This window comes from Fretibacterium fastidiosum (assembly GCF_000210715.1).
Taxonomy (GTDB): Bacteria; Synergistota; Synergistia; order Synergistales; family Aminobacteriaceae; genus Fretibacterium; species Fretibacterium fastidiosum.
In genome coordinates this window covers 1,050,984-1,071,083 of record NC_021038.1, presented here as the reverse complement: position 1 = coordinate 1,071,083, position 20,100 = coordinate 1,050,984, and the positions used below count along the sequence as shown (strand labels likewise).

Genomic DNA, 20,100 nt, shown 5'->3' with positions numbered 1-20,100 from the left:
GCAAGACGGTGGTGTCGAGTTCCATCATCGACCGGGTGGCGGAGGGGATGGGCCGCAGGCTCTGCGAGGTCCCCGTCGGGTTCAAGTGGTTCGTCGAGGGGCTCCTGGACGGCTCCATGGGGTTCGGCGGCGAGGAGAGCGCCGGGGCGTCCTTCCTCTGCCGCGACGGCTCGGTGTGGACGACGGACAAGGATGGCATCATCCTGGACCTGCTGGCCGTAGAGATCGCGGCCGTGACGGGGAAGGACCCGGCGCAGCATTACAAGGAGATCACGGAGCGGTACGGAGAGTCCTGCTACGCCCGCATCGATGCGCCGGCCTCGCCGGAACAAAAGGCTGCGCTGGCGAAGCTCTCCCCCGATGCGGTGCGGACCGACGCGCTGGCGGGGGACCCCATCGTGGCGCGGCTCACGAAGGCGCCGGGCAACGACGCACCCATCGGCGGCCTCAAGGTCGTCGCGGAGGGCGGCTGGTTCGCCGCGCGTCCATCGGGGACGGAGGACCTCTGCAAGATCTACGCGGAGAGCTTTAAAGGGCCGGATCACCTGAAGCGCATCCAGCAGGAGGCTCAGGAGATCGTGGCGTCGATCGCCTGAGGCGGGGTGCGCGATGCGAGTCGATAAGTTCCTGAAGATGGCCCGCCTGGTCAAGCGCCGCAGCGCGGCTCAGGAGATGGCGGAGCTGGGGGCGGTGCGCATCGACGGGCGGCCCTGCAAGCCCGCCTCGGAGGTGCGCGAGGGCAGCGTCCTGGAGGTGGCCTACATGAATCGGGTGCTGAAGGCGCGCGTGCTGTGCGCGGAGGAGGCGCTCCTGAAGCGGCCCGGGACCGTGAGCTGGGAACAGGTCGAGGAGCGTCCGGTCTCTCCGGACGAGAACCCCTGGGGAGAGTGAGCCCGCGGGAGCGTGCCCGAAGGACCGTAAAAGTTGTAGAATAGTGCGGCGTTCTTGAAACGCGCGGACTTCGGGTCCGTGCGGTCGTCTTTATCTTAAATCATTCTGGAGGTATGTCTCATGAAGAAGATCATCAGTTGCGACAAGGCCCCTGCGGCGATAGGTCCCTACAGCCAGGCCATCCAGGCCGGAGAGTTCCTCTACGTGTCCGGACAGATCCCGGCCAACGCCAAAGGTGAGGTCGTCCAGGGCGGCGTCGAGGAGCAGGCGAAGCAGTCCCTGGAGAACGTCAAGGCCATCCTTGAGAGCGCCGGCTACGGCCTGAAGGACGTGGTGAAGACGACGGTCTTCGCGACGGACATGGCGAACTTCGCGGCCGTGAACGGCGTCTACGCCAAGTACTTTGACGCGGAGGCCCCGGCTCGGTCCTTCGTGGCCGTCAAGGCGCTTCCGAAGGAAGTTCTGGTGGAGATCGAGGTGGTGGCCTGGAAGAGGTAGCTCCAGGCCCTCCGCGCCCTCGAAATCTGTTATAATCAAACTTCGCGAGCCTCCTGAGGCTTGAGGTTCTGCCTCTCGGCGGAAGATCGTTGCCCGCCGGGAGGTGCTGTTTTAAAAATTCAGGGGAGGTATTTTCATGGCAGACACAGCAGCAGCGCCGGAGGCGGCGCAGCAGACGACGGCGGTTTCGCCCTGCGGGTCGCTCTTCGGGGGCGGCGCGTCGGCGCCGTCGGGAGAGGGAGGCGCCGCCCCCCAGCAGCAGGCCAGCCTGATGGGGATGCTCTTTCCGCTGGTCATCTTCGTGGTCATTTTCTACTTCTTCATCATCCGTCCCCAGAGGAAGCGTCAGAAGGAACACGAATCCCTGCTCTCCGGCATCGGGCGGGGGGATCAGATCGTCACGATCGGGGGCTTCCTGGGCACGGTGAAGGAGGTTCGGGACGACACCTTCCTCATCGAGATGGGAGAGGGCGTCCGCGTCCGCATCCTGAGGTCCGCGGTCCAGACGAAGCGGACGCCGGCCCAGGGGCAGCCCGCAGCCGAAGAGAAGAAGGACTAGGAGAGCGTTGGCATGGGGCGGCCTCGCAGCCGCCCCCGGAACGCCGCGCCCGCCCGTGGGGCGGCTGGCTTTTTTTGATGCAGGGGGATAAGCATGAATCGTAGGGATCGACTGCGGCTGTGGGTCGTGTTGATCGTGATCGTTGCCGCCCTGGCCTACTCGTGGCCGATAAAGGGGCGGATCAACCAGGGGCTTGACCTGAGGGGCGGGGCTCACATCGTCCTTCAGGCGAAGGACACGCCGGAGAACCCGGTGGGGCCGGACAGCATCGACCGCCTTCTGGCCGTGCTGCGCAACCGCGTGGACCAGTACGGCGTGGCGGAGCCCATCATCCAGAAGAGCGGCGAGGACAGGATCATCATCGACCTGCCGGGGATCCAGGACCCCAAGGCGGCCCTTGAGCTGATCGGCAAGACGGCGCAGATGGACTTCCGGGAGGTGATGGACGTCACCGCCTCGACCCTTTCCGCGCCTGAGCGGAAGAACTATGACAGCGACCTTCAGTTCAGCCAGGCCCAGGAGCGCTGGCGCGCTGCGGTGGAGGCTCAGAGCAACTCCAGCGCGGACCTCGCCGCGCGGGCCAGGGGCATCGAGGGCGCCATCGTGGCTCCGAGCGAGGAGGAGGAGGGGGAGGCGGCCCGCTTCTACCTGTTGGGGAAGAGCCTTCTGTCGGGAAAGGACCTGGAGACGGCCTCCGTCAATCCGGACAGGCTGGGACGCATGGGCGTGTCGCTCTCCTTCAGCCCCGAGGGGGCGAAGCTCTTTGAGGAGGCCACGGCCCGCCTCGTGGGGAAACAGATCGCCATCGTGCTGGACAACGTCGTGATCTCGGCCCCCGTGGTCCAGGACCGCATTTCGGGCGGAGAGGCCCAGATCACGGGACGCTTCACGGCCGAAGAGGCCTCGCGGCTGGCCATCATGCTGAAGGCCGGTGCGCTGCCCGTGGCGGTGGAGATCGCGGAGAACCGCTCCGTCGGGCCCAGCCTGGGGGCGGACTCGGTGCGGCAGGGGATGCAGGCCGGCCTCTTTGGCGCGGCCATGGTGCTGGTGTTCATGCTCATCTACTACAGGTTCCGGGGGCTGGCTGCCGACGTGGCGCTGGTGGTGACGATCCTCCTGATCTTCACCGGGCTGATCGCGTTCCACGCCACGCTGACCCTCCCCGGCATCGCGGGCATCATCCTGACGCTGGGCATGGCCGTGGACGGCAACGTCCTGATCTACGAGCGCATCCGCGAGGAGGTCCGCTCGGGCAAGACGCCCATCGCAGCCCTGGACGCCGGCTTCCGCAAGGCGCTGGTGACGATCCTGGACTCGAATATCACGACGCTCATCGCGGCGCTGGTCCTGTTCCACTTCGGATCGGGGTCCGTCCGCGGCTTCGGCGTGACGCTCTCCATCGGCCTCGTGGCCAGCGTGTTCGCCAACGTCGTCGTGACGCGGGCCCTGCTGCAGCTCTTCGTCAGCCGCCGGCAGAACGCGCTGAAGCGCAGCTAAGGAGTGGATTGCGATGAACAGAAACTACAACTTTATGGCGCTTCGCAGGCCCGCTCTGTCGCTGAGCGCCGTCCTGGTCCTGGCAAGCCTGGCCTTCCTCTTTACCCGGGGCTTGAACCTCGGCATCGACTTCACGGGGGGCAACGTGATCCAGCTGGAGTTCGACAACCTGCCCGAGGTGGCGGAGGTCCGCAAGGTCGTTTCCGGCGTCGTGGCCCAGGAGGCCATGATCCAGAAGTTCGGCGAAAAGGGCGTCATCATCCGCACGAACGAGGACACCGAGGAGAGCCGTGAGCAGGTGATCTCCGTCCTTCAGAAGGCCTTCCCCGACATGAAGGTCTCGGGCTACGAGAAGGTGGGGCCCGTCGTGGGAGGCGAGCTCCGCCGTCAGGCGGTCATTGGCGTCTCCATCGCGCTGGTCGCCATCCTGATTTACATCACGGTGCGCTTCCGCTTCCGCTTCGCGGTGGTGAGCGTGGTGCCCCTGGTGCACGACGTCCTCATCGCCCTGGGGTTCTTCAGCCTCACGCAGATGGAGGTCTCCTCCTCCTTCATCGCGGCCATCCTGACGATCGTCGGTTACTCCCTCAACAACACGATCATCATCCTGGACCGCATCCGTGAGAACTGGCGCGACCTGGGCCGCGACGGCATCGAAAAGCTGGTGAACGACTCCGTCAACCAGACCCTGGCGCGCACGATCAACACGACGCTGACGACGCTCTTCCCGGTCATCGCCCTGTGTGTGTGGGGTGGACCCGTGCTCCAGGCCTTCAGCTACGCCATGCTCGTGGGGATCATCGCGGGCACCTACAGCTCCATGTTAGTGGCGACGGGCGCCCTCATCGAGTGGTACAAAGCCCGCCCCGAGTCGCGGTAGGGGCGCGTTGACGAAAGATTTCGGGACCCGCGTCGGCGGGCCCCGATTTTTTTGAGAGGAGATCTTTTGTAATGAAGACGATGAAAATTTTCCTTGAACTTCTCTGCGCCGCCGCGGCGGTGTGCTGTCCGCTGCTCCTTCCCCGCGCGGCCTGCGCGGCGGAGGAGGAGGCGCCCCGCCGACCCGTGGCGGTGTTCAGCACCAACATGGGGCAGTTCAAGGCGGAGCTCTACACGGACCTGGCGCCCGTCACCGCCGGTAACTTCATCGACCTGGCCCGGCGCGGCTTCTACAACGGCGTGATCTTCCACCGCGTGATCGACCGCTTCATGATTCAGGGCGGCGACCCCACGGGCACGGGCACGGGCGGCCCCGGGTACAAGATCGAGGACGAGTTCGGACCGGGCCTTGCCCACGATGCCCCCGGCGTCCTCTCCATGGCCAACGCGGGCCCCAACACGGGGGGATCGCAGTTCTTCATCACGCTGGTCCCCACGCCGTGGCTGGACGGCAAGCACGCGATCTTCGGCCGGATCGTCGAGGGGATGGAGGTCGTCGAGGCCATCGGGCACGTGGAGACCGCCCGGGGAGATCGACCCGTGAAGGACGTCGTGATGCAGTCCGTCGTCGTCGAGGAGCCGAAGGAGTAGCGCCTGAGAGGCGCTTTTAGGAGGGATTTCGATGTCGAAGGTTTACGTCACGCGCATGCTGCCGCGCCCCGTGATGGAGGAGCTGGGCAGGGTGTGCGAGTACGCGGCGAACGAGGAGGACCGTCCGGCCTCGCGCGAGGAGCTTCTGAGCGGGGTGAAGGGTTGTGACGGCGTCATCAGCATGCTGAACGACGCCATCGACGCCGAGGTCATGCAGGCGGCGGGGCCGCAGTGCCGTATCTTGGCCAACTACGCCGTCGGGTACAACAACATCGACCTGGCGGAGGCCCGGAGGCTGGGGATCGCCGTCACCAACACGCCTGGCGTCCTGACGGATGCCACGGCCGACCTGGCGTGGGCGCTGCTCTTTGCGGCGGCACGGCGCGTCCCGGAGGGGGACCGCCTCGTGCGCCACGGGAGCTTCAACTGGGCGCCGGAGTTCATGCTGGGGGCCGACATCACGGGCCGCACCCTGGGGGTGATCGGCGCGGGGCGCATCGGGCTGAACTTCGCCCGGAAGGCCCGCGGCTTTGACATGAAGGTGATCTACGCGGGGCGCCACCGCTCCTCCGAGTTCGAGGCGGAGACGGGAGGAACCTTCGTCACGAAGGAGGAGCTCCTGCGGACGGCGGACTTCGTCTCGCTGCACGTGACGCTGACGCCCGAGACGCGCCACCTGATCGGGGAGCCGGAGCTTGGGATGATGAAGCCGACGGCCATCCTCATCAACGCCTCGCGCGGCCCCGTGGTGGACGAGAAGGCGCTGGTGCGCGCGCTTCGTGAGCGCAGGATCCTGGCGGCGGGGCTGGACGTCTACGAGAACGAGCCGGAGGTGGAGCCGGGGCTCAAGGAGCTGGACAACGTGGTCCTGACGCCCCACGTCGGCACCGCGACGGTGGGCACCCGGACGGAGATGGGCTTCATGGTGGTGCGCAACGTGGCCGCCGCCCTGGCCGGGCAGGAGCCGCCGAACCTCGTGAGGGCGTAGATCGAGAGGGGACGGGCTGCGCCCGTCCCCGTGTATGGACTCAGGTCAGCGGTCGCCTGCGCGGACCGATGAGGGGGCCTGCCGGCACCTCACGCCAGGAAGCCGTTGATGATCTCCTCTTCCGCCTGCTGTTCGGTCAGCCCCAGCGTCATCAGCTTGATCAGCTGTTCGCCCGCGATCTTCCCTATCGCCGCCTCGTGGACCAGCGAGGCGTCCACGTGATGCGCCTCGAGGGAGGGCACGGCGAGGATCGTCCCCTCGTCCATGATGATGGAGTCGCACTCCGTATGGCCCTTGCACGGGGCGTTCCCGACGATGCAGGCGTCAAATCTCTGATAGGATCGGTCCCTGGCGATGGAACGAGAGACGACGTCGGCGCTGCCGCCCTCCTCCTGGAGGGTCACCTTGTAGGTGCTGACCGCGTGCTGCTCTCCGTGGGTCATCAGGCGCTCGCGCACGACCAGCCGCGCGTCCTTCTTCAGCTCGGCAAGGGTGGTTCGGTTGGTGGAATCGACGCCCTTGATCTGCGCCATTTCCATCTCCACGGAGCTGCCCTCCTCCATGTACACCTCCGTGACCGGGTTCAGGATGCGCTTGCCCGTGCCGTCCCCGGAGCCGTAGTGCTTTTCCACGTACTTGACCTTCGCATTTTTGCCGACATAAAACCGGTGAACGCCATCGTGTTCCGAATCCTGCACGCCGCAGTTGTCGATGCCGCACCCCGCGACGATGGTGACGTCGCTGCCCTCGCCGACAAAAAAGTCGTTGTACACCGTCTCCTTCAGCCCGCTCTGGGAGAGGACCACCGGGATGTGGACGCTCTCGCGCCTGGTTCCGGGCTTGATGTGGATGTCGATCCCGCTGCCGTCCTCTTTTGAGACGATGTCGATGTTCGCCGTGTTGTTCCTGCCGGCGAGCCCTCCGTTGGCGCGAACGTTGTAGGCTCCCATCGGGACGTCATGGAGGTCCGCCACCTCGCGAAGCAGACGCTTCTGCACCTCCGTCAGTTTTTCCATCACACGCCCCTCCTCAATCTGCTGCACGGGCCCTGCGCGGCTTCCGTCCCCACCAGGTCCGGAAAGACCTCCGCTTTCGTGCCGTGCCGTTCTATCGTCCCGTCGGTGAGGACCGCGATCTCGTCCGCGATGTTCAGGATGCGCTCCTGGTGGGAGATGATGATGATGGAGCTGTCCCTGATCCCCCTGCGCATGGACTCGAAGATGCGAATGAGGTTTTGAAAGCTCCACAGGTCGATCCCCGCCTCGGGCTCGTCGAACACCGTCAGCCGGGAGTGCTTGGCGAGGACGGTGGCGATCTCGATGCGCTTGAGCTCCCCGCCGGACAGGGAGGCGTTCACCTCCCTGTGGATGTAGTCGTGGGCGCACAGCCCGACCTCCGAGAGGTAGTCGCAGGCGTCCGAGACCGAGAGGTCTTTACCGGAAGCCAGCCGCAGCAGCGCGTGGACCGTGATGCCCTTGAAGCGCACGGGCTGCTGGAAGGCAAAGCCCATCCCCTTCCTTGCGCGCTCCGTTATCCCCATGTTCGTGATGTCGAGGCCGTCCAGGAGGATTTGACCTTCGGTCGGCTTTTCGATCCCGACGATCAGTTTGGCAAGCGTGGATTTCCCGCTTCCGTTTGGACCGGTGATCGCGACAAATTTGTTGTCGTCCACGATAAGGTTCAGGTCGTGGACGATCTCTTTCCTGACCCCGTCGTTGTCGACGGAGAAGGACAGGTTCCGCAGTTCCAACATGACCTCGCCCCCCGCGATAGTCTTTGGATGATAATTATTTTACCGGTTCATTCCAGGACCAACAGCAGGGCCATCTTGAACCGGCCGTCCGCCTTGACGTAGTGCCGTCCATTCTTTTGGAAGCGAAAGTTCTCGCCGGCGCGGAGGGGGTACTCCTTCCCCTCGTACCCGATGATCGCCTTGCCGTCCAGGGCGAAGACCAACGCTTCGCCGGGCGCGGAGTGCTCAGACAAGCCGGTGCCCTCGTCAAAGCTCATCACCACGAACTTCATCTTCGGGGAGCTCAGGAGGTCCAGGTTCACGATCTTGCCGTCCTGATAGGGGATGAGGTCCTTCAGCTCAAAGACTTCCTTGTCCTTCAAAACAGGGTTCATCACGGTCTCCTTTCTCAACGACACCTCGACGTACACGCTGTCTGCTTCGGCCTTGATCCCCACGGGCATCCCCACGGGCGTCACGTAGCCCTGTCCGGCGCCAAGGGGGATTTCCCTTCCCGCCACGACGCACATGCTGCCGTGGACGACCAGCCAGAGCTTGTGGTCCGGATAGCTTTCAGGGCTGATGTCCGTCCCCTCCGCCATGGAAAAGACGAACGTGTCCTGGATGACCTTGCCGGACAGGGTGCAGCCGGGGACGGCAGGGTTCTCCGCTGCAAGGCTGAAGGGGCCAGTCTTCATACGAACGCCTCCCTTTTGTGATTCTTGACTTTTCCAGTATAATACAAAGGGAGTAAGGTTTCCATATCTCGAGATACGGATTCAGTATAGGGAAAAAGGCTGACCCAAATCCACAGGTTGTGACGACTTGATCGAGGCTCAAGCCCGTCGTCGCACAGGTTAAGCCGATTTTGATTTTTCACCCGTCAGGTGCAGCGAAAAACGCGCAAAACCTGTCTCCACCACACGTTAAAAACTTTGCCTACGGTTTTGGGGCTGACCCCCACAGCGCGACGCTCGCGTTTTCCGCTCGCCGCTCAGCCCGTCGTTTGGGAGGCCCTAATACAGGCGCATCATGTCGACCGGCACCCCGTAGGCGATCGAGGTGATCCTGCCGCCTTTGCACTCGATGAGGAAGGCGGAGTTTTGCTCCAGGTAGCCGATGGAGGCGGTTCCGGAGGGGGGCAGCTCGTTCTCGTACTCCAGATATTCCGAGTCGAAGTCCTCGGGGTAGTCGGAGCGGTTCAGGCAGCCTTTGAAGTAGCTTTCCAAAACCTCGGTGCCGGCTCCCACGCGGATCCCGCCGGGGAAGACGATGTCGGGATCTCTTATTTCAATCCCGTAGGGGTGGTACTTTCCGCCCTTCTGTTGAGAGGCCCCCGAGACGGTCGTCCCGTTCTTCTTCCACTCCAGGAACCACAGGTCGTCGATGTCCTTCTCCTCCAGGGGGCAGTACCGGGATGGCTCTGCGGAGGGCTTGTCGTCCCGAATCGTCCTCTCCGCCAGGGAGATGGCCTGTTTCTCCAGGGCCAGGCATCGATTGAAAAACACTTCCGTCCAGTGCTCCGCGGCAACCCCGCGGGACGCGGAGAGGACCAGGCAGGACAGGGCCGCCATCGACAGCAGGCACTTTTGCAGCAGCGAACTCCTCATGACATAACGCCTCCTGAACTCAAAGTCTGTGTTGTCGGCAAAGGGCCGTCACGGCTTAAACTTAACGGCACAGCGCCACTTTGTCAAGATCGCGCTCGTCGTTTCGGGCAAGGCTGAGCGCCACGACACAGCGTTTGGTGGCCGGAGCGGTTGTGTTTTCGGCCCTCCAAAATGGAATTTGCGGTAAGATATATGCAATAGTACGGAGAGGTGCGATCCCACGAAGTCCTGAGGGCGTCGTGCTGAGGTTTAAAATCAGTGCAAAAAGGAAGTGCGCGCATGAAATTCTTTCACCTGTCGGATCTGCACATCGGCCTGAAGCTCATCAACCGGGACCTTCGGGAGGATCAGGAGTACGTCCTTGACCAGATCGTGAGGGCTGCCGGGGAGGTGAGCCCCGACGCCGTCGTCGTCGCCGGAGACATCTATGATAAGGCGATCCCCTCCGTCGAATCGGTGGAGCTCTTCGACCGCTTCGTCTCGAAGCTTGCGGGAGCGGTCCCCACGGCGGAGATCATGATGATCAGCGGCAACCACGACAGCGGCCCGCGGGTCAACCTCTTTCGAAGCGTGCTGCAGCGGCGGGGAATCCACATGGTGGGTCTCCCGCCCCGGACCCCAGAGGATTTCATCGAGAAGGTGGTGCTTTGGGACGAGTTTGGCCCCGTGAACTTCTACCTGCTCCCCTTCGTGAAGCCCTCCATGGTGAGGCTCGTCCTGGATGCGGGCGCAGACGCATCGGGCGGCGGGGATGAGGCTGCGGACGCAACGCCGCGGGGCCTTTCCTACGACGAGGCGCTGCACCGGCTGATCGATCGGGAGACGATCGACCCGGAGCAGCGGAACGTCCTGGTGAGCCACCAGTTCTACCTGCCCTCCGGGGCCGTCCCGTCGGGAGTGGAGCGCATGGACTCCGAGGTGCGCACCGTCGGCGACATCGACGGGGTGAGGTCGGACGTCCTGGAGCGCTTTGACTACGCGGCGCTGGGGCACATGCATAAGCCGATGGAGGTCGGCAACGAGCGCTGCCGCTACTGTGGAACACCTCTGGCCTGTTCCGTAAGCGAGGCGGGGCAGCAAAAGGGCATCATCGTGGTGGAGTTGGGGGAAAAGGGCTCTGTGAAGACCTCCGTCCTGCCCCTGACCCCGCTCCGCGAGGTCCGCGTCATAACCGGCGCCTTTTCCGAGGTCCTGGGCCAGGGGTGCGAGGACTACGTGACGGTGGTCCTGACGGACAAGGAGGACCTGGACGTCCTCGACATGCAGGATCGCCTTCGCGCCTGTTTCCCGAACCTCCTCGAAATCCGGCGGGAGCTCCCGCAACGGGCGGGCGACCGTGCCGGGCGGGGGGCGGCGGAGGCGGAGATGAGCCCCTTTGAGCTTTGTGGCTCCTTTCTGAAAGAACAGTGGGGCGGCAGGGAGCTGGACGAGGAGGAGCGCTCGCTCCTTCAGGATGTGATCAACAGCGTTCAGGAGGCGCACTGAGATGAGACCGCTGACACTCACCATGAGGGCGTTTGGCTCCTACAACAAGGAGACGACGGTGGACTTCACCCGGCCGAACCAAAAGCTCTTCCTCATCACCGGGGACACCGGCGCGGGCAAGACCACGATCTTTGACGCCATCGTCTTCGCCCTCTACGGGGAAACGAGCGCAAGCGGCAGGAGCGGGGGCAGGCGGCAGGGCGAGGACCTGCAGAGTCAGTTCGCGGACCTGGATACCGAGCCCTTCGTGAAGTTGACCTTCTCGGAGGTCCACGGTGGAGAGAAGAGGCACTACACCGTGACCCGCACCCCTCGCTGCCACCAGTCGCTGAAACAGAAGGCCGGCTCCAGGCCCAAGGGGGAGACCGTCTCCCTCTCGATGCCGGACGGCCTGGTGTACACCGGGAATCTGCGGGAGACGAACCAGAAGATCGGAGAGATCGTCGGGCTGACGAAGGAGCAGTTCATGCAGGTGGCCATGATCGCCCAGGGGGAGTTCATGGAGCTGCTCTGCGCTGGAGCGGACAAGAAGAAGGACATCTTTCGGAAGCTCTTCCGCACCCGGCTCTATCAGGACGTCGTGGATGAGTTGAAACGCCGGTTGGACGATGCGGCCAAACGGGTGACGGAGATCCGCAGCGCCTTTCAGGCCGAGGCGGGACACGTCGTGATCCCGGAGGAGCTCGATGGCATGGAGCGGCTGAAGGAGATACGCTCTCGCCTCCTGACCTCCGAGGGAGGGACGGTCATGGACATGGAGGCCCTTCTGGCGGAGCTCAGCGCCCTCTGCAGCAGGCTCAAGGAAGGAGCTGCCCTCGCTGCGTCGGAGCGGTACGAGGCGGGCAGGCGGCGGGACGAGGCGCGCGACGCCTACACCGGGGCTCAGGACCTCGCACGGGCCTTTGAGGAGCTGGAGAGGTCGGAGAGGGCGCTTGCCGAATGTGAGGCCGAGGAGGGGCGAATTCAGGAGGCAGGCCGCTTGATGATCCAGATCAACGCTGCCTGCGAGATTCAGCCCCTGCATCAGAGGATGGGCGACGCGGAGAAGGCCGCGGCGGAGACGGAGAGAAAGCTGGCGGATTTGAAGGGGTCCCTTCCGGACCTCAACCTGGACCGCCAGCGGGCGGAGGCCTCCGAGGCAGAGGCCCGGTCCGTCCAGGCGGCGGGGATCGAGGAGTTCACGCGAGTGTCCGAGCGCGTGAGCAGGGCGCTTCAAGTGCTGGAGCGGATCCGCGCCACAACGGAGAGGTTCGAGGAGTGGCGCGCTGCGCTCAGCGCGGCGGAGATGACCTCGCTCCAGGCCAAAGACGCTCTGATGAATTTCGAGGCCAGGGAAGCGGCGTGGCGGGCGCGGGAGAAGGAGCTGGAGGGTGCGGACCTGCGCCTGGCGCACTGGGAGGTCCGACGAAGGGAGGCGGAGGACCTCATGGTGGAGGTGTCCCTGGCGGAGGACGCCGGACGGGACGCCCAACGGCAGAGGGCGGAGACGGAGCGGCTGCAGGGGGAGTATGCCTCCGTCAGGGAGGAGTACAACCGCAAGAGGGACGAGTACGTCCGAAGACAGGAGGAGTTCCTGGACGCCCAGGCCGGGTTCATCGCCTGGGAAAAGCTGAGGCCGGGCGAGCCCTGTCCCGTGTGCGGCTCCCTGGATCACCCGCGCCCCTGCCTGCTGCCGGAGGGCAGCCGGGATTTGACCCGGGAGGTCGTCGATGCGCTGGCCGAGGAGGTCGCGAGCCTGCAGCAGGACCTGACGAAGCGCTCCACGGCGTCGGGCTCCGCCCTGAGCCTCCTGGAGGAGAAGGAAAGGACCTTGAAGGGGGCCTTGGCACGCCTGCAGGAGCGCCTGGCAAGGAGCGTTCCGGAGGCGTCGGAAGCGCCGAGCCTGGATCAGGTGCGGGCGCTGTTGGAAAGCTGGAGGGCCGGGATCCGGGCGGAAGGGGTTGCGCTTCAGGAGGGCGCGCAGGCTTTGAGCCGCATCAAGGAGTCCCTGAAGAGCGTGGACGAACAGCGGCAGGCACTGACGATCGCCGTCGATCAGGCGGTTCGGACGGCTCATCAGGCGGAGAGCGCCCTCGCCGCCGCCGAGGCGGAGCTCAGGGGCCTCGAAGGGCAGCGGGACTACGCGACCGTGGCGGACGCGCAGTCGGCCCTCGACGAGGCCAGGGTCGCGAAGCGGAAGGCGGACTCGACCTTCGAGGCCGCTCGCGAGGCGGCGCAGGCGGCGCGGAGCTCGCTGGAGAACGCGGAGGCTGCGATCGCCCGGTTCGCGGAGGAACTGCCCCTTCAGAGGGAGGAGGCGGAGCGGCGCAGACAGGCCTACGAGGCGCTCATGGACGAGAAGAAGCTGTCCGAGGCGGATTGGATGGAGACCGTTCGCCGGTACGGTCGGGAAGACGTGGGCGAGCTGCTGGATGAGGTGGAGGCGCACCGCAAGAAAAAGGCGGCTGCGGAGGGCGCGCGCGACGCGGCCCTGAAGGCCGTGAACGGACGTGAGAAGCCCGTCATGGAAGACCTGGAAAGAGCCAGGGACAAGGCGGAAGAGGAACTGGAAAAGGCCCGGGCCGCCTGGGCGCGACTCGACAGGGCCTTTGAGGCGGACGACGCCGCCCTCTGCGCCCTGTCGCCGAGGATGGAGGAGCGGAAGCAAGTTGCGCGGGAGCACGCCCGGCTCAACGGGCTGCACCGGGGGCTGGGGGGCAGGGAGTCGGGTGCCCGCATGGACATTGAGACCTTCGTGCAGCGGCACTACCTGCAGCGAATCCTGCACGCGGCGAACACCCGCTTTCAGGACATGACCGCGGGGCAGTTCGAGCTCCGCCTGGTGCAGGAGGACCAGGCGGGGGAGGGGAGGAATCAGGGGCTGGACCTCGTGGTCTATTCCTCCGTCACCGGCAGGGAACGGAGGGTCTGGACGCTCTCCGGCGGCGAGTCCTTCGTGGCGGCCCTCTCGCTGGCTCTGGGGATGGCGGACCTGATCCAGGAGAGCGCCTCGTCGATCAGCCTGGATATGATCTTCATCGACGAGGGCTTCGGCTCCCTGGACGACCGAACGCGAAATCAGGCGGTCAGGGTGTTGCAGCGGATAGCGGGCAGCCGCCTCATCGGCATCATCTCCCACGTGACGGAGCTGAAGCAGGAGATCGAGGACCAGCTGATCGTCAGCAAGGACTCGGAGGGCAGTCGGGTCCGTTGGCAGATCAGCTGACGGGCTGCTGGTGGAGAGGAGGCTTCAGCCTGGCGTGCGCGTCGGGGGCCGTCGCTGCGCGGGGCCGGGGCGGTCGGCGTGGACGGACCCCCGACGCAGGGCCTATGCTCCCCGAAGACAGCGTCGGATCGCGAGGGCGACGCCGCCCTCCTGGTTGGACCTCGTGATGAAGTCCGCCGCGCGCTTGACCCCCTCCGGGGCGTTGGCCATGGCGACGCTGACGCCCGCCGTCCTGAACAGGGCCAGGTCGTTTTCGGAGTCGCCGCAGGCCATGCTTGCCGACAGCGGAACGTTCATGAGCTCCATGAGGCGCGACAGCCCGCTGCCCTTGTCGACGCCCGCCCGGTTGAACTCCCAGTTGTGGTTGCCGCCGCAGACGTAGGTGATCTCCGGGTGGGCGGCCAGGATGCGCTCCGCCTCCTCCCGCCCCGGAAGGGCGTCGCCCTGCCGGCAGAAGTTGATGGTGACCTTCTGGACGCGAAGCGCCTCGCGCTCAATGCGCCCCAGAAGGTCGCTTTCGTAGATGCGCGTGCGCCTGATGTAGGCCTTGGCGCTTTCCGGCAGGACGGTTCGCTCCAGGAGGTCCCGACGGTCCTCGCGGGCGTAGGCGTCCCCGTCGACGAAGACGTCGTAGTAGAGGTTCAGGGGTTCCAGGTCGCGCAGGACGCCCAGCGCGGTCCGGGTGTCCATGCAGTCGTCGAAGAGGAGCTTTCGGTCCGGCAGCGTGTAGACGGCGGCACCGTTGACCGTGAGCGCGCAGTTCACCCCGAGGGGTGCCACCTCCTCTACGGGCACGCCGCAGTAGGGGCGCCCCGTCGAGATGATGACCGTGACGCCCTGGTCCGAGGCCTCGCGGATGGCTGCGGCGTCCTCGCGCGATATCTCGCCTCTCTCGTTGAACAGCGTCCCGTCGAGGTCGAGGGCGATCAGCCTGACGGCGGGCAGGGGCTCCTCGCGATCGGACAGGAGGAGGGGAGCCGACGGGCCTCCCCCCTCCTGCGCCCTGTCCGCCCTATTCAACGGTGACGCTCTTGGCCAGGTTCCTGGGCTTATCGACGTCCAGCCCCCGCGCGCAGGCCAGGTAATAGCCCAGGAGCTGCAGCGGGATCACGGCGAGGCTCGAGGTGAAGTGCTTGTCCGTCTGGGGCAGAAGGAAGACGAGGTCCGCGTCGTCCCTGAGGGCGTCGTTCCCGCGGTTGGTGACGCCCAGGAGCCACGCGCCGCGGCTCTTGACCTCCATCAGGTTGCTGGCGGTCTTCTTGTAGAGCTCGCACTGCGTCATGAGCCCGACCACCAGGACGCCCGGCTCGATCAGGCTGATGGGGCCGTGTTTCATCTCGCCGGCCGCGCAGGCTTCGGAGTGGACGTAGCTGATCTCCTTCATCTTGAGGCTGCCCTCCATGGCCAGCGCGTAGTCCAGCCCGCGCCCCAAGAAGAAGGCGTCGCGCGCGTCCTTGAAGCGCTCCGCCACGTTCTTGATGCGCTCTTTCTCGTCCAACACCGCGTCGATCTTCTCCGGCAGAGTCTCCAGCTCGCGCAGCAGGTCGCGGTAGCGGATGGCGGAGATCGTGCCCCGGACGTTCGCGAAGTGGATGGCCAGGAGGTAACAGGCGATCAGCTGGGCGCTGTAGGCCTTGGTCGTCGCCACGGCGATCTCGGGCCCCGCCAACGTGTAGAACACGCTGTCCGCCTCCCGCGCGATGGTGCTGCCCAGCACGTTGACGATGGCCAGCGTCCTGATCCCGTTCTCCTGGGCCAGGCGCATGGCGGCCAGGGTATCCGCCGTCTCGCCCGATTGGCTGATGACGATGGCCAGAGCGGAAGGGGCCAGCGGGATTTTGCGGTAGCGAAACTCGGAGGCCAGCTCCACGCGCACGGGGAGTTTCGTCAGGTCCTCCAGGACGTACTGGGCCGCGACGCCCGCGTGGTAGGCGGAGCCGCAGGCCAGGATGTAGACTTGACTGAAGTTTCTGATCGCGTCGTCCGTCAGGCCCGTGGCGCTCATGTCCAGCCGCGTTCCCTCCTTCAGCGCGGAGCGGAGGGTGTCCCTCACGGCGCGGCCCTGCTCGTGGATCTCCTTCATCATGAAGTGCTCGAAGCCGCCCTTCTCCGCGGCCTGAGCGTCCCACTTGATCTCCGTGGACATCTTGCTCAGGGGGGCGCCGTCCTTGTCGTAGAAGCGGATGTCCCCCTTGCAGATCTCGACGATCTCCATGTTGCCGATGTAGTACACCGTCCGGGTGTGCTGGAGGATGGCCGAGACGTCGGAGGCCAGAAAGGACTCGCCGTCGCCCCTGCCCACGATGAGGGGGTTGTCCTTGCGCACGCCCCACACGGCGTTGGGAAACTCCCTGAACATGAGGACAAAGCAGTAGGAGCCGCGGATGCGCTTCATCGCCTTCGTGAGGGCCGCGATGGGGTTGTTTCCGCTTTTTTTATAGTAAAGGTCGATGAGTTTGACGGCCACCTCCGTGTCGGTCTGGGAGTAGAACGTGTACCCGTTCCTGAGCAGGTCTTCCCTCAACTCCTGGTAGTTCTCCACGATGCCGTTGTGGACCGCCACGACGGTCATGTCGTCGCTCCAGTGCGGGTGGGCGTTCTCCTCCGAGGGGACGCCGTGGGTCGCCCAGCGCGTGTGCCCGATGCCGCAGGTTCCGGACAGCGCCCTGCCGGAGTTGATTCGCCCCGCCAGGGCCTTCAGCCGCCCCTTCGCCTTGACGACCTTCACGTCCTCACCGTCGCGGACGGCCAGCCCGGCGGAGTCGTAGCCCCGGTACTCGAGCTTCTCCAGTCCATCCAACAGAACGGGTGAGGCCTGTCTGCTCCCGCTGTAACCAAGAATGCCGCACATAGAAATGCCCCCAGTCAATCGAGATCGGGCGCCCTGTGGCGCTAACGTTGGACCCAGCCGCTTGTGCGCCCTGTTGCCCCGGCGCGTTCTCTCATTATATCCAAATTGTCCCTGAAACAGGAGGAAAATTCTCGGGACCGCCCCAAAGAGCGGCCTCGATTTCGAGGGAGTGGGGTGTGGGGAGGTTCACGCCTCCGCGGCGGCGTGGGCTTTCAGCCAGCCCAGGATGAGCTCCATCGCCCTGTCCCGCTCCGGCCCGTGGAGGAGGTCGTGCCAGGCGCCCTCCAGGATGGTCAGCGTCCCGTCCGGCGAGGCGGAACGGACCCGGAGGTTCTCCGCGGACGCGGGTGGCACGATGCGGTCCTCCGAGCCGTGGAGGGCCAGGAAGGGCAGCCGGTGGGCGGGGAGCGCAGCCGTGAGGTCGTCCATGCCCTTCACGAAGACCTCGACGAGCAGCCGGTTGACGAAGGCGTGGAGCACCCAGGGGTCTCTCTCGTACTCGTGCCGCGCCGCCTCGTCCGGGGTCAGGAGGTCCTCCCCGACGGAGGGGGAGCAGCGCATCAGCAGGCGCTGTACCTGAGGGCGCCGGAAGTTTCGATAGCGCCCCGTCTCCAGGGTGGGCGCTCCGATCAGGACCTGCCCGGATATCCCTTCGGGCCGCTGGACGCCAAGCAGGAGGGAGAGGAGCCCTCCCATGCTGTACCCGACGGTAAAGAGCGGGCCGGGCCGCTCCGCCAGGGCGGCGTCCGCCATGAGGCGCACGTCCTTCACCAACAGCCGGTAGTCCCGGACGTCGGCCCGCGCCCCGCCAGAGCGGCCGTGCCCCCGCAGGTCAAAGCGCGTCACGCGCCACCCTGCGGTGGCCATCGCGGCCGATGCGGCGTCGAACCGCCGGCAGTGTCCTCCCAGCCCGTGGAGGAGGAGAACGCTTCCCAACGCTGCCCCTGGAGCTTCGTCCGTACAGCGGTAGAGCTCCGTCCCGTCGAAGGATCGAATCAACGCCTCATGCATTGCCCCTCAACCTCCCGATTGAAATTGCATTTGACAGTACGGCTTTTTATGTTATATTAACATAGTTCCTTTGCGGGCTTGTAGCTCAGTGGATAGAGCGACGGCCTCCTAAGCCGTAGGTCGGCAGTTCGAATCTGCCCAAGCTCGCCATATAGGGATTGCAGGGGTTTACAGGGGAAAAGCAGCAAAAATAAAGAAAATAGGCCGTCGCTCATGGGGAGCTTTGCAGTGCAAAGATTCCTGTCACCTCGCTTCCAAAATGTCCGTTTTTCCATTCGGGAGAAACGGCTTTTTGTCTTTTACCGTGTAATTATAACAGTCCATCTGGAAGGGGCGTGTAAGCGACAAAGTGGACACACAATTGGTGATGGAGACGGCGGAAGAAGCGTACCTCAATGAGGGGGATTTGCATTGAATGATAAGAGTCTGCTCAGCGTCACAGAAGTTGCAGCGATTATGGAGCTGGGGAGAAGCCAGATTCTGAGGTTGTGCAATCAACACCGTTTGTATGGAGCCCAGAAGATCGGCAACACGTGGGTTATTCCCCGGTCGTCTGTCGAGGCATACGAGCCCGGCCCCCAAGGGTTTGCTGCCGTATGGGGGCGCCGCAAGGTGGAGCGGGCGGCTTTGCGAGAGGAAATCGAGGTCGCGATCTCGGTGGCCAAGGGGGAGGAGGGGTAGGGATGATTCAAGCTGTGGCAGCGAAGAGGAAGAGCCTGTATCGCCAACTCCAAAACCTGACCGAGGAGGACTTGGACAGGGTGAGCCATTATGCGGCATTCCTGCAATACCTGGAAGCCCAGGAAGACGAGGAGGATATCGTATGGATCGAGGCCCACAAGGACGACCCGACGGTTCCCCTGGCGGACGCGCTTAAAGCCCTGGGGCTTGACTGAATTTTACGATGCTTTATGCCCTTGAGGTCAAAAAGAATGTCCTGAAAGCAATAGCCCGCCTCGATTCGAGCGTCCAACGGCAAATCATCGAAGTTTTGAAAGGCCTTGTGTCCTGTCCTTATCCAAGTGGGAGCCGCAAGATACAGGGACGAGCTGATACCTGGCGCGTCCGGGTCGGGAAGTTTCGGGTCGTCTATGAAGTGCATGACGAGCGTCTTGTCATCTGTGTTGTCCGAGTTGCACACAGAAAAGATGTCTACAAAAACCTTTAGCGAGCGCTTGGGCAAATCCGCCCATACGCGGATAGTGAATTTTCTGAGCGCCCTGTCCTCCGCACCCTATCCACGAGAAAAGAGGGCGGCCCTGACCGGTCAGTTCTCGGGGTATTGGCGCTACCACGTGGGAGACTACCGGCTGATCTGCGATCCGGGACGGGGAGCTTGTCGTCCTCGTCCTGAAGGTCGGCCACAGGAGAGGGCGTCCTAAACGTGGACGCCCTTTTTGCTTGGCGGAGCTCCTCCCTCAAACCTTCCTCACCCTGTGGCGTCCGGGGGGCCAACCTCTCGGCTCGACGGAAGTCCAGAAACAGGAGGACAAGTTTTTGCATTGCAGGGGTCCCCTTAGCCGGTCTCGCCGGGCTCTTCATTCCTGCTGGATGCCGGGTTTGTCCTTTGCCCTGCGCTCAGCGCGTCCGACGCCCTCCTCGCCCTCCGGGGGCCGATGGACGACGTCGGCGATTGAGATGAGCTGGCGTCGCCGCGGGCAGCCCTCGATGTGGTCGTTGACCACCCCGCAGGACTGGAGGTGCGAGTAGACCGTCACTGCCCCAAGGAACTTGAAGCCGCGCGCCTTCAGGTCCCGGCTGACGGCTGCGGACAGGGCGTTGCTGGCGGGGATGTTCCCCGCCTGGTGTCCGTCGTAGAGGATCGTCCTGCCCTCGGTGAAAGCCCACAGGTACTCGCTGAAGCTGCCGAACTCCTCCCGCACCTTCTGGAAGCAGCGGGCGTTGTCGATGATGGCCTGGATCTTGCGCGTGGCCCGGATCATGCCGGGAGTCTCCATGGCGCGGGCCACGTCCTCTCCGGTGAAGGCCGCCAGGCGGTTCCAGTCGAAGCCCGCAAGGCATTGGCGAAAGACCTCGCGCTTCTGCAGCACCGTGTTCCAGCTCAGCCCGCACTGCATGACCTCCATCATCAGGTGCTCAAAGTGCTTCCCGTCCTCGTGGACGGGGACGCCCCACTCCGTGTCGTGGTAGCGGCGCATCTCCGAGTTCATCAGGGCCCAGGGGCAGCAGCCCGTCTCCATCGCACCGTCCGTCGTGCTCACTTGCGTTTCGCCTCCTCGTCG

21 protein-coding genes and 1 tRNA gene are annotated in these 20,100 nt (G+C 64.7%); 14 read left to right on the top strand and 8 right to left on the bottom strand.

All coding sequences use genetic code 11. The features are described 5' to 3' along the window. The 8 genes from SY1_RS04860 to SY1_RS04825 form a co-directional block, all read left to right on the top strand. The coding region (locus SY1_RS04860) for a phosphohexomutase domain-containing protein (protein WP_481128938.1) at positions 1-596 on the top strand (596 nt) is incomplete at its 5' end. Positions 597-609: 13 nt separating this feature from the next. Then, a complete protein-coding gene (locus SY1_RS04855) occupies positions 610-891 on the top strand; it encodes a S4 domain-containing protein (RefSeq protein ID WP_015556365.1) in 282 nt (93 codons plus the stop codon). Between the two features lie 120 nt (positions 892-1,011). Further along, complete coding sequence (locus SY1_RS04850) at positions 1,012-1,389, top strand: RidA family protein (protein ID WP_015556364.1); 378 nt, start codon at positions 1,012-1,014, stop codon at positions 1,387-1,389. Between the two features lie 136 nt (positions 1,390-1,525). Beyond that, positions 1,526-1,948 carry a preprotein translocase subunit YajC gene (yajC, locus tag SY1_RS04845; protein WP_015556363.1) on the top strand — a complete coding sequence of 141 codons (423 nt, stop codon included), beginning with the start codon at positions 1,526-1,528 and terminating at the stop codon, positions 1,946-1,948. A gap of 93 nt (positions 1,949-2,041) precedes the next feature. Continuing rightward, positions 2,042-3,445 carry a protein translocase subunit SecD gene (gene secD / locus SY1_RS04840; protein WP_015556362.1) on the top strand — a complete coding sequence of 468 codons (1,404 nt, stop codon included), beginning with the start codon at positions 2,042-2,044 and terminating at the stop codon, positions 3,443-3,445. Positions 3,446-3,458: 13 nt separating this feature from the next. Next, complete coding sequence (gene secF, locus SY1_RS04835) at positions 3,459-4,325, top strand: protein translocase subunit SecF (RefSeq protein ID WP_015556361.1); 867 nt, start codon at positions 3,459-3,461, stop codon at positions 4,323-4,325. 71 nt (positions 4,326-4,396) lie between these two features. Continuing rightward, on the top strand, positions 4,397-4,975 hold the full coding sequence (locus tag SY1_RS04830) for a peptidylprolyl isomerase (protein ID WP_015556360.1): 579 nt from the start codon (positions 4,397-4,399) through the stop codon (positions 4,973-4,975). 31 nt (positions 4,976-5,006) lie between these two features. Further along, entirely contained in the window at positions 5,007-5,963 is a 957-nt protein-coding gene (locus SY1_RS04825; protein ID WP_015556359.1) for a 2-hydroxyacid dehydrogenase, read from the top strand. A gap of 89 nt (positions 5,964-6,052) precedes the next feature. Here SY1_RS04825 and SY1_RS04820 read toward each other — a convergent pair whose 3' ends face one another. The 4 genes from SY1_RS04820 to SY1_RS04805 form a co-directional block, all read right to left on the bottom strand. Beyond that, positions 6,053-6,979 (bottom strand): SufB/SufD family protein, encoded by a 927-nt coding sequence (locus SY1_RS04820; RefSeq protein WP_015556358.1) that lies wholly within the window; start codon positions 6,977-6,979, stop codon positions 6,053-6,055. Further along, complete coding sequence (locus SY1_RS04815; RefSeq protein WP_015556357.1) at positions 6,979-7,716, bottom strand: ABC transporter ATP-binding protein; 738 nt, start codon at positions 7,714-7,716, stop codon at positions 6,979-6,981. The genes SY1_RS04820 and SY1_RS04815 overlap by 1 nt, the downstream gene beginning before the upstream one ends. Positions 7,717-7,763: 47 nt before the next feature. Next, on the bottom strand, positions 7,764-8,393 hold the full coding sequence (locus SY1_RS04810) for a cupin domain-containing protein (protein WP_015556356.1): 630 nt from the start codon (positions 8,391-8,393) through the stop codon (positions 7,764-7,766). Between the two features lie 318 nt (positions 8,394-8,711). Continuing rightward, positions 8,712-9,305, bottom strand: a complete 594-nt coding sequence (locus SY1_RS04805; RefSeq protein ID WP_015556355.1) for a hypothetical protein — start codon at positions 9,303-9,305, stop codon at positions 8,712-8,714. A gap of 279 nt (positions 9,306-9,584) precedes the next feature. Between SY1_RS04805 and SY1_RS04800 the strand changes: the two genes are divergently transcribed. Together SY1_RS04800 and SY1_RS04795 are read left to right on the top strand one after the other, a co-directional pair. Next, positions 9,585-10,790: an exonuclease SbcCD subunit D gene (locus SY1_RS04800; protein WP_015556354.1), complete on the top strand. Its 1,206-nt coding sequence runs from the start codon at positions 9,585-9,587 to the stop codon at positions 10,788-10,790. A 1-nt stretch (position 10,791) separates the two neighbouring features. Further along, positions 10,792-13,995 (top strand): AAA family ATPase, encoded by a 3,204-nt coding sequence (locus SY1_RS04795; protein ID WP_015556353.1) that lies wholly within the window; start codon positions 10,792-10,794, stop codon positions 13,993-13,995. A gap of 102 nt (positions 13,996-14,097) precedes the next feature. On the opposite strand, the gene SY1_RS04790 is transcribed toward SY1_RS04795, so the two are convergent. From SY1_RS04790 to SY1_RS04780, 3 genes are all read right to left on the bottom strand, one after another. Then, positions 14,098-15,015 (bottom strand): Cof-type HAD-IIB family hydrolase, encoded by a 918-nt coding sequence (locus SY1_RS04790; RefSeq protein ID WP_208872889.1) that lies wholly within the window; start codon positions 15,013-15,015, stop codon positions 14,098-14,100. After that, on the bottom strand, positions 15,008-16,846 hold the full coding sequence (glmS, locus tag SY1_RS04785; protein ID WP_208872887.1) for a glutamine--fructose-6-phosphate transaminase (isomerizing): 1,839 nt from the start codon (positions 16,844-16,846) through the stop codon (positions 15,008-15,010). Before glmS ends, SY1_RS04790 begins: the two co-directional genes overlap by 8 nt. A gap of 186 nt (positions 16,847-17,032) precedes the next feature. Continuing rightward, the gene (locus SY1_RS04780) at positions 17,033-17,857 is read right to left on the bottom strand and encodes an alpha/beta fold hydrolase (protein ID WP_015556352.1); all 825 of its coding nucleotides are present in this window, start codon (positions 17,855-17,857) and stop codon (positions 17,033-17,035) included. Between the two features lie 74 nt (positions 17,858-17,931). Between SY1_RS04780 and SY1_RS04775 the strand changes: the two genes are divergently transcribed. From SY1_RS04775 to SY1_RS12760, 4 genes are all read left to right on the top strand, one after another. Further along, positions 17,932-18,007, top strand: a tRNA-Arg gene (locus SY1_RS04775). Between the two features lie 261 nt (positions 18,008-18,268). After that, the gene (locus SY1_RS04770) at positions 18,269-18,538 is read left to right on the top strand and encodes a helix-turn-helix domain-containing protein (protein ID WP_208872885.1); all 270 of its coding nucleotides are present in this window, start codon (positions 18,269-18,271) and stop codon (positions 18,536-18,538) included. A 2-nt stretch (positions 18,539-18,540) separates the two neighbouring features. Beyond that, the gene (locus tag SY1_RS04765; protein WP_015556351.1) at positions 18,541-18,753 is read left to right on the top strand and encodes a hypothetical protein; all 213 of its coding nucleotides are present in this window, start codon (positions 18,541-18,543) and stop codon (positions 18,751-18,753) included. 8 nt (positions 18,754-18,761) lie between these two features. Further along, positions 18,762-19,025: a type II toxin-antitoxin system RelE family toxin gene (locus SY1_RS12760; protein ID WP_208872883.1), complete on the top strand. Its 264-nt coding sequence runs from the start codon at positions 18,762-18,764 to the stop codon at positions 19,023-19,025. Between the two features lie 370 nt (positions 19,026-19,395). Here SY1_RS12760 and SY1_RS04755 read toward each other — a convergent pair whose 3' ends face one another. Beyond that, the gene (locus SY1_RS04755; RefSeq protein ID WP_208872881.1) at positions 19,396-20,079 is read right to left on the bottom strand and encodes a DNA-3-methyladenine glycosylase I; all 684 of its coding nucleotides are present in this window, start codon (positions 20,077-20,079) and stop codon (positions 19,396-19,398) included. Positions 20,080-20,100: the final 21 nt, after the last annotated feature.